Annotated in this window: 6 protein-coding genes and 2 pseudogenes; 2 read left to right on the top strand and 6 right to left on the bottom strand. The window is 62.7% G+C overall.

The window, feature by feature from the left end; all coding sequences use genetic code 11:
* Positions 1 to 214 precede the first annotated feature (214 nt).
* Both VIQ49_RS14445 and VIQ49_RS14440 read right to left on the bottom strand, forming a co-directional pair.
* Positions 215 to 2164 (bottom strand): sigma factor-like helix-turn-helix DNA-binding protein, encoded by a 1950-nt coding sequence (locus VIQ49_RS14445; protein ID WP_331885734.1) that lies wholly within the window; start codon positions 2162 to 2164, stop codon positions 215 to 217.
* Between the two features lie 272 nt (positions 2165 to 2436).
* Positions 2437 to 2496: pseudogene (locus tag VIQ49_RS14440) on the bottom strand (hypothetical protein); the annotation flags it as partial.
* Between the two features lie 48 nt (positions 2497 to 2544).
* Between VIQ49_RS14440 and fecE the strand changes: the two are divergent.
* Positions 2545 to 2971 (top strand): annotated as a pseudogene (gene fecE / locus VIQ49_RS14435) (Fe(3+) dicitrate ABC transporter ATP-binding protein FecE); the annotation flags it as partial.
* Here fecE and VIQ49_RS14430 read toward each other — a convergent pair.
* On the bottom strand, positions 2934 to 4613 hold the full coding sequence (locus VIQ49_RS14430; protein WP_331885732.1) for a (2,3-dihydroxybenzoyl)adenylate synthase: 1680 nt from the start codon (positions 4611 to 4613) through the stop codon (positions 2934 to 2936). The pseudogene fecE and the gene VIQ49_RS14430 overlap by 38 nt on opposite strands.
* 285 nt (positions 4614 to 4898) lie before the next feature.
* Here VIQ49_RS14430 and VIQ49_RS14425 point away from each other — a divergent pair, with 285 nt between their 5' ends.
* Positions 4899 to 5102 (top strand): transposase, encoded by a 204-nt coding sequence (locus VIQ49_RS14425; RefSeq protein ID WP_331885730.1) that lies wholly within the window; start codon positions 4899 to 4901, stop codon positions 5100 to 5102.
* A 289-nt stretch (positions 5103 to 5391) separates the two neighbouring features.
* On the opposite strand, the gene VIQ49_RS14420 is transcribed toward VIQ49_RS14425, so the two are convergent.
* The 3 genes from VIQ49_RS14420 to VIQ49_RS14410 all read right to left on the bottom strand — a co-directional run.
* The gene (locus VIQ49_RS14420; protein ID WP_331885728.1) at positions 5392 to 6336 is read right to left on the bottom strand and encodes a tyrosine-type recombinase/integrase; all 945 of its coding nucleotides are present in this window, start codon (positions 6334 to 6336) and stop codon (positions 5392 to 5394) included.
* 242 nt (positions 6337 to 6578) lie between these two features.
* Positions 6579 to 6848: a hypothetical protein gene (locus VIQ49_RS14415; protein ID WP_331885726.1), complete on the bottom strand. Its 270-nt coding sequence runs from the start codon at positions 6846 to 6848 to the stop codon at positions 6579 to 6581.
* Between the two features lie 577 nt (positions 6849 to 7425).
* Positions 7426 to 7734 (bottom strand): integrase core domain-containing protein (locus tag VIQ49_RS14410; protein WP_331885724.1); only part of this gene is annotated, 309 nt, incomplete at its 5' end.

Raw genomic sequence — 7734 nt, 5'->3', positions numbered from 1 at the left:
CCAACCTCGACGAACCCCGGGACCACGCCAGAAGCTGTTCACGCTCGCCGCCGGTCAGAAGAAACTCGGCACCACACCCGAAATCCGCCACCCCGATATCATAGGCAATTAAGACGAAGATTTCAGGACCGGCACACTAGTTCGACGATGACTTTGCGATACTCACCGAATCATTGGGGCCAAGCTCGATTGTGATCACAGATCCATCGAGCTGTCACGGTGTCGTGAGCGCCGTCGACACGAGTTCAGCGAGTTCGAGTTCTTTCCGGTGGCGCAACGTCGCGACCACGGTGTCGGCGTCGGCATCCTCGGGCAGGAACAGTGCCGCGGCAACGGCTGTGCACAACGCATGCTGGTTGTCAACATGTTCGGAACCTTGGCCGATCAGGCTGAAGATCTGATCGATCGGATCCGAACCAGGCCTCGGCACCAGGCGTTTGACGTCGAAGCCCGTCGGAGAGAACTCGAGGAAGATCGGATCACCCGGTTCCAGGCCCAGGTCTTCCACAAAACGTTTGATTGTTCCGACCCGGGCTTGCACCGACACCCAGATCAGGGATTGTGGCCCCAGGCGTGAAGGTAGCTGGACCGGATTGCCCGGTCCGACACCGATCAGGCCCGCCAGTGCCGAGGGGATGTTGAACGCCGACCCCTTCAGGTGCGCGGCACCGATCGTGGTCGCCCAACGGATCGTTGCGCCGTCGCGATAGAGAAAGCGGGTCTTGGCAGGGGATTTGCGGTGCACGTATGTCTCGCTGCGGCGGGTGACCACATCCTCTCGCGTCACGAATTCCCCGGCGCCGGCGTAGGCCCGGATGCTCGATTCGGTTACGTCGTACTTCTCGCTGATCTGAGAAATCAGATCGGCGATGTCTATGCGCCCGCCGGCGGCATCGAGGAGATGGCCGATCTGGCGGTGTACCGGGAGGTATTGCTGACCACCCCAGCGGCGCAGGCCATAGGTGGTGCGATCAGTCTTGACGATGCGGTCGTCGGTCACCAGCGCATTGCGGACGCTGGATCGTGATCGTGGTTCACCGGCCAGGCCGGTGACGATCTCGTCGAACGTGCAGGGCGTTCCGGCGATGGAGAGGACCGCGCAGATCAGGTCGCCAGTGGTGGTGGGGCCGTTGATCACCTGGTCTTCGAGCACAGTGAAGCCGCCCCGGCCCAGCCAGCGGGCCGCCTCGGGTGCGGGCATTTTCAAACCCGTTGCGACCGCTGATAGGGGGACCAGCGCCTCATCGCCGGTGTTGGCGTCGAGGATCCTGCCCACATGGTCGGCGATCTGCACGGGACTGCGGCTGATGATCCATTCGTCGACCCGGTCGAGTTCGTCGGATCCAGTGATCAGGATCTGTCCGACCGAAACGCCCAGTGCGGGTATCGTGGTGGCGAACAGAGGGAGGATCTGCGCCACCCGTGCCGAGTCGGCAACCGGATCGGCCACGGCGACGGTCTCGGCGAGTAACCGTCGCAGATCGACTGAGCCGCTGATCATCTCGGACAGTTGTACCCGCAGGTCCCGGTCGAGTTGGTTGACCCGTTCGCGAGAGAGCCCCAACTTCTTGGCGAGTTCGGTCTGTGTCCGCGGGTGGACGGCGAAGATCCGGTCGTCGAGGATGACTCGGTCGCGCGCATCGATGGAGCTGATGAAATCGAGTAGACCAGGATCGGCCAGAACCCGTGTGTCACTGTGTCCGCCGCAGTGACGTGAGTGAGTCGCCTCGGCGACGAATGCGGTGAGGAGGTCGATAACGGTCGCGCGCCCGATGCGTGGCAGCGAGAGGAGGCTGGTCGCGGACTGGGCCAAAGCATCCTCGCACGTGGTGAAGCCGTTGTCGTGCAGAGCTTTTGCGCTCCGAACGTCGAGATCGAGTGCGGCGACGGGGGATGTCGTGGGCAGGGTTGGGAAGTCGTCGGCGAGTGTCACGTCCGCGCGATCTTTAAGGTGACGCGCGGCAACGAGCTCGCAGAACCGGCGGAAGTTCGCCTCGTTGAGATTCTTTGCCGGACTCGAATCGAGCCAGGCATTCGGGATGAGCTCGTCGCTGGACAGGATCGGCGGACCCGACCGATAGTCGTCGAGCCAAGGCAGGAGCATGGTCCATACGGTCTTCGACAGGCTCGACGGTAACACCCTCGCCATCTGCGAATCCGGCATGCGCGAGCCCCTCCGTGCAAGGATCGGCGCGGGTGGCTGATGATTCGTCGGCCGATCCTGATCAACGATCGTCAGAACTCTAGCCTATCCGTAGATATGGCCGTCAGCTTTGGCGCTTGGCATCCACTCGGGCGATGTGGCGTCGGTCGGTGTCAGGACCGTCGATCGGAATCCGTGGATCGCACGTAGAGCGCGATGAGGAGCATGCGGAGTTTTGCCGTGGTCTCGGCGAGTTCGAGTTCCGGGTCGGATTCCGCCACGATCCCGCCGCCGACCTGGGCCCGCAGCGTGTGGCGGTCGTCGTCGAGTTCGGCGAGACGGATGCTGACCTTCCACTCTCCGCCACCGTTGTCGTTGCACCAGCCGGCGGTCCCGGCATAGAAGCCGCGATGGTCGACGCCATGGAGGCGACCGGCGTCATCGAGCTGCCCGGTCGTTGGTCGACGAACTCTCCGGCGGCCAGCGGCAGCGCGTCTGGGTGGCCATGGTGCTGGTGCAGGAAACCCCTTTGATGTCGCTCGACACGCTCACCATGTTCCTCGACATCGCCTATCAGATCGACCCGCTCGAACTGTGTTCCGAGCTCAACAAAGACGAAGGGCCGCAAGCTGGTCCGCTGTCTTGCGCGACCTCAACCAGACCTGTCGATACACCTCGCGATGAAGGACGGTCAGATCGTCACGCAGGTGCGACCCGCCGATGTCATCACCGCTGATCTGGTGCACGACGTTCGGCCTGCCGTGCCGGATCATCGATGATCCCGAATCCCTCACCCCGTTGGTGATCCCGTTGGTCCGCCGACGGTGACGGCCGTTCCTGCCTCAGGTGTGAGGCGCTTCAGCAGTGTGCGTTTGTCGATCTTTCCGACTGCGGTGAGGGGCAGGCTGTCTACCACCCGCAACAGGTCGGGCTGCTTGAACGTGGACAGACCCCGGCCTGCCAGGAACTGACGCACGGCCGGCAGATCTGGCGCCGGACCGCTGACCACGATCGCGGCACAGATCTTCTCGCCCAGTGTGGCGTCCGGCACCCCCACCACGGCGGCCTGTCGAATGCCGGGGTGTGCCAGCAGGTTCTCCTCGACGTCGTCGGCAGCGACATTCTCTCCCCCGCGCACGATGGTGTCCTTGATCCGGCCCGTGACGATCAGATGGCCTGACGCGGTTCTGCGGACCCGGTCGCCGCTACGGTAGTAGCCGTCGTCCGTGAACGAACGGGCGTTGTGGTCATCGTCTCGGTAGTAGCCGCGAATTGTGTAGGGGCCCTTCACCAGGAGCTCGCCTTCTATGCCGTCGGATACCGTGTTGCCGTTTTCGTCGACGATGCGGACGACATCGAGTTCACTCATCGGTCGGCCCTGGGTCCGCGCCACGGTCTGCCGATCGTCGTCGGGTCGCGTGTAACAGATCAACCCCTCGGCCATGCCGAACACCTGTTGGACCGCTCCATTGAACGCTTGGTTCGCGGCGATCGCGTCGGACTCCGCGAGTCTGGCTCCGCCGACCTGCAGGAGGCGTAGTGACGAGATGTCGGCCGGTTCCCATTCGGTGGCGGCGGTCCATACCTGTGTCAGCGCGGGAACCAGCGCCACAGCGCTCACGCGATACTTCTCGATCAGCTCAAAGGCGTTGTCGGGGGCGGGATCTGCAGTGAACACTGCGTGGCCACCGACAGCGATGATGCCCAGCAGGCCAGGGCAGGCCAGTGGGAAGTTGTGCGCTGCCGGTAGCGCCACCAAGTAAGTATCCGACGCGCTGAATCCCGCTATGTCAGCGCTCTTCTCGGCGTTGTGTCGATAGTCGTTGTGGCTGCGCGCGATCAGCTTTGGCAGCCCGGTGGTGCCACCGGACACCAGGAACAGGGCAGGGGAGTCAGGATCGAAATCGTTTGGTGTCGCAGGTGCCGAGGTCGGGTCGCCGACGGGCGGGGGTGACAGGTCGCCGGGATCCCCGTCGACGTACAAATGGGTCACTGCGGGCACTCGTGCCGCCAGATCTGTTGCCAGAGAGCGGTAGTCGAAGCCTGCTGCCTGATCGTGGCTGATGTAGCCGACTGCGCCGGAGGCGCGGGCCAGATGGGCGATCTCGTTGATCCGGTGGGCCGGCAGAGTCATCACGGGGGCGAGTCCGGCGCGTAGCAACCCGAAGAGGTTGACGGCGAAGGCGACTGAGTTCTGGTTCTGCATGATCACCCGGTCGCCGGGGCGGAGACCGGATTCGGCGAATCCGGCCGCGCGCGCAGCAGCGGCGTCCGCCAGTTCTGCGTATGTCAGGCAGCGTTCGGTGTCGGTGACCGCAGTGGCCTCAGGTGTGGTCGATGCCTGGTCCCACAGGAGCCGCCACAACGGGGTGTCGCGCCACAGTCCGAGCTCGTGGTACTGCCTGGCGTCGGATTCACGGTGGCGAACGAAACCGGTACTGAGGTCGTCGAGGGCGATGGACTCGGTCATGCCGACACCTTACTCAAAATAGCCTATGGATAGTGGCTTAACTGTGTGTGAGCCTTGCCGTTGGCTTCCGTGGCAGGGTGAACCGTGCCGGGTTTGATGCCGCATCCGTTTTTGTGAAGGATACAGATCATGCCCAAGCGTTACCCACCCGAGCAACGTGAGCGAGCCGTCAGGATGGTCCTCGACCACCTCGACGAATACCTGTCCGTCTGGCATGACCCCGTGAAGTGACCCGCATGATCCGTGCCCCTGAAAGTGAACCATCCATATGAGACATGAGGCAGAGTGATCCATAGGAGGGTTACAGTGCCCAAGTCGTATCCGCACTCTGTCCGTTGGCAGATTTCGCACCGTCTTCGCGCCGGTGACGCTGTCGCCGATATCGCGACGGAAACCGGCATATCGCCGGCGACATTGTTCTGGTGGAAAGACCAAGCCCTGATCGATGAGGGAGTTCGGGACGGAGTGCCGAGCGTCGAGTCCGACTAGCTTGCATCGGCCCGGAACCGTATCGCCGCACCCAAAGCCGAACTCGCCTTGACCCGCGATGCGTGCGCCTAGTTCGACGATCAGTCGGTGGCGGCACCAAAAAAGGAAGATCGCGATCGTCGAAGGACTGATCAAACGAGGGCACTCCAGCAGATCGGCATGTCGCATAACGGGTTTGGGTAGATCGACTTGTTACGCGCACCGGCGCCGGCCGGTCTCCGATCAGCGAGTGCGGCGCACCATCGTGGCCGACACTGTCCGTCAATCGATCGAATGACGGAAGCCGACGCTACTCGAGCATTCTGTAGACGGGGTTCGCCGCTGCGGCTGCGCGTGTCTCCTGTCCGGCCGCCGCGGTGTAGCGAGACGTCGTTTGAATCGACGAATGCCCGAGCATCTGCCGCAACTCGTAAACCGAGACACCTTGGTCCGCAAGACCTGTGGCGAAAGTGTGCCGCAACTGGTGCACCAGCGCTCCGCGAACCTTCTGGTCCTCAATACCTGCCCGGGTGTACGCCCGTTTGGTTCGGTACTGCACCAGCGACCTCGACACGCGGTCACCGTCCGGTCCCACGAACAGGGGATCAGTCGCCCGAAAACGGGCCCACGGTGTGGAATCAGATCGCGCACGTACGCGACCGGTGTGAGGAAAACGGATCGCCCGCGACGCGAGGTACTCACCGAGTACGTCGACCAGTCCAGCTTCTATCGTGACAGTGCGATCCTTGTCGCCCTTCCCTCGCACGCGTACCGCTTTCGCGCCGTTGGCGCCGTCCACATCGCCCAGATCTCGGATGTCGAGTCCTACGAGTTCGGAGAGCCTGCAGCCGGTCAGAAGCGAGGTGAGTACGATCGCCAGATCACGCTCCGGCCAGGCCCGAGCATGCGTGTCGTCCGGATCACCCACTGCGGCCAACAATTTCGCGACAGCCTGACCGTCGAACGCCGACGGCTGCCGCTTGGACATCGCCGGCCGCCGAACCGTCGACATCGGGTTGGCCTCGAGGAGATCCTCGGTACACCAGAAGCCGCACAACGTGTTCCACGTCGACCAGCAACGCCGCACCGTCGCCGGAGCGCGTGTCTCGGCGAACCGGGCGAACGCACGGCGCATGTGGTCCTTGTCGAGGGCGGCTGTCGTCAGGTGCTCGATCGGAACGGTCAAGTCGGCGGCGAGGGCGTCAGCGATGCCGACGAAATCGTGGCGGTAAGCCTCCGCGGTGTGGGTGGACATGGTGCCGCCCTTGCGTCAGGTCATGAAGGTGTCGAACGCGACGTCGAGGGAGGTGCTCACAGTTCGGGGCCTCTCGTCGACAGGTGGGGAGTGGGGTCAGCCCCGCACTCATTTTTGCTACATAATAGTGGTTATGTAGCAAAAATGATGGGAAGGACTTTCAGCGTGCCGACTAGTCAGCAATCCGCGAACTCCAATAGCCCGGAACCAGATCGGTTCCGGGCCATCAGGGGTCGGGGCGGCTACTTCAACTTCTTGATGTCCTTGCCGTTGAGGCTGTACCCACCCTTGAGGCGCGTCCCCTTGTCACGAGTGGCCGTGCGCAAGATCCGCGCGATCTCCTTCTCGCTGCTCGGGAGCCTCACGTCCTTGGTGTACTTGGCGTACTGCTGTCCCAGGCCGGTGCTGCTGTTGCGGGCAACCGGGTCGCCCCCGAGTCCACCGAGCGCTCCGAGGACGCCCACGGTGGCGCCGATCCGGCTCCCGGCCGCCTTCATCTTCTTGAAATCCATGGTGGTCAGATCTCCTTCGGATTGAGCAGAGCGTGGTGTTCGGTCAACTCGTTGGCCTGACGTCCGATCTCGAAGATGGTCGGACATCCACGAGTTTAATTGTTCGCCAAGGCGTTCGGTGAGCATCTTCGCGAACGATGCGACATGCCTCGCGGTGGCCTCGAGATGTGGGCAGCTGGCGAGGACCTGTTTGAGTCTGATCTGCTCATCGTCAGTGAGGTTCTCGGGGTGTCGCAACATCCACGAGGTGATTCGCCGCACTTTCGGCACTTTCGGTGTAGACGGTGGTGCTGCCCCTACTGTCCGGAACGGACGGAGGTAATCGCGGATGGTTCCGTAGCTTCCTCGATATCCCAATGCTCGAAGCTCTTCGTAAAGTGCGGCAGCGGAGGTGTGTCCGTCGTTGAACCGTTCGTGCAGGTATTCGGCGAACTTGTCCAACAAAGTGGGTTTGCCGGCCCGCGGTACTCCCAGTAACTCGTCAATACTGCTCGCATAGTAGAAACGACGGACGGTCTCTCTGGCCAACCCAAGCCGCCGTGCGATTGAATCGCTCTGGGTCTGATGGAGACTCTGGCTATTTGATTTCGGCCAGGGTCTGGTTGCCCTGTTCGGTAGCGTAAGTCCTCTGTTCGTACTCTGCTGGGGGAAGATCGTCGCAGTAGCCGTGGAGGCGTTGGTGATTGTGCCAATACACCCAGGACAAGGTTGCGAGTTCGACATCGACTGTGGTCTTCCATGGTCCGGAATGTGCTGGTCCGTAGATCAGTTCAGCTTTGTAGTAGCCGTTGACGGTCTCGGCGAGAGCGTTGTCGTAGGAATCGCCGATGGTCCCGATCGATGGGGTCGCGCCGATCTCAGCGAGGCGTTCGCCGTAGCGCAGGGA

The organism is Williamsia sp., assembly GCF_036566845.1.
Lineage (GTDB): Bacteria > Actinomycetota > Actinomycetes > Mycobacteriales > Mycobacteriaceae > Williamsia.
This window is presented reverse-complemented; position numbering and strand designations above follow the sequence as displayed.

Excerpts from the sequence above, each read along its gene's own strand:
- VIQ49_RS14420 (WP_331885728.1), bottom strand. The coding sequence starts at position 6,336 with ATGTCCACCCACACCGCGGAGGCTTACCGCCACGATTTCGTCGGCATC.
- VIQ49_RS14445 (WP_331885734.1), bottom strand. The coding sequence starts at position 2,164 with ATGCCGGATTCGCAGATGGCGAGGGTGTTACCGTCGAGCCTGTCGAAG.
- VIQ49_RS14430 (WP_331885732.1), bottom strand. The coding sequence starts at position 4,613 with ATGACCGAGTCCATCGCCCTCGACGACCTCAGTACCGGTTTCGTTCGC.
- VIQ49_RS14415 (WP_331885726.1), bottom strand. The coding sequence starts at position 6,848 with ATGGATTTCAAGAAGATGAAGGCGGCCGGGAGCCGGATCGGCGCCACC.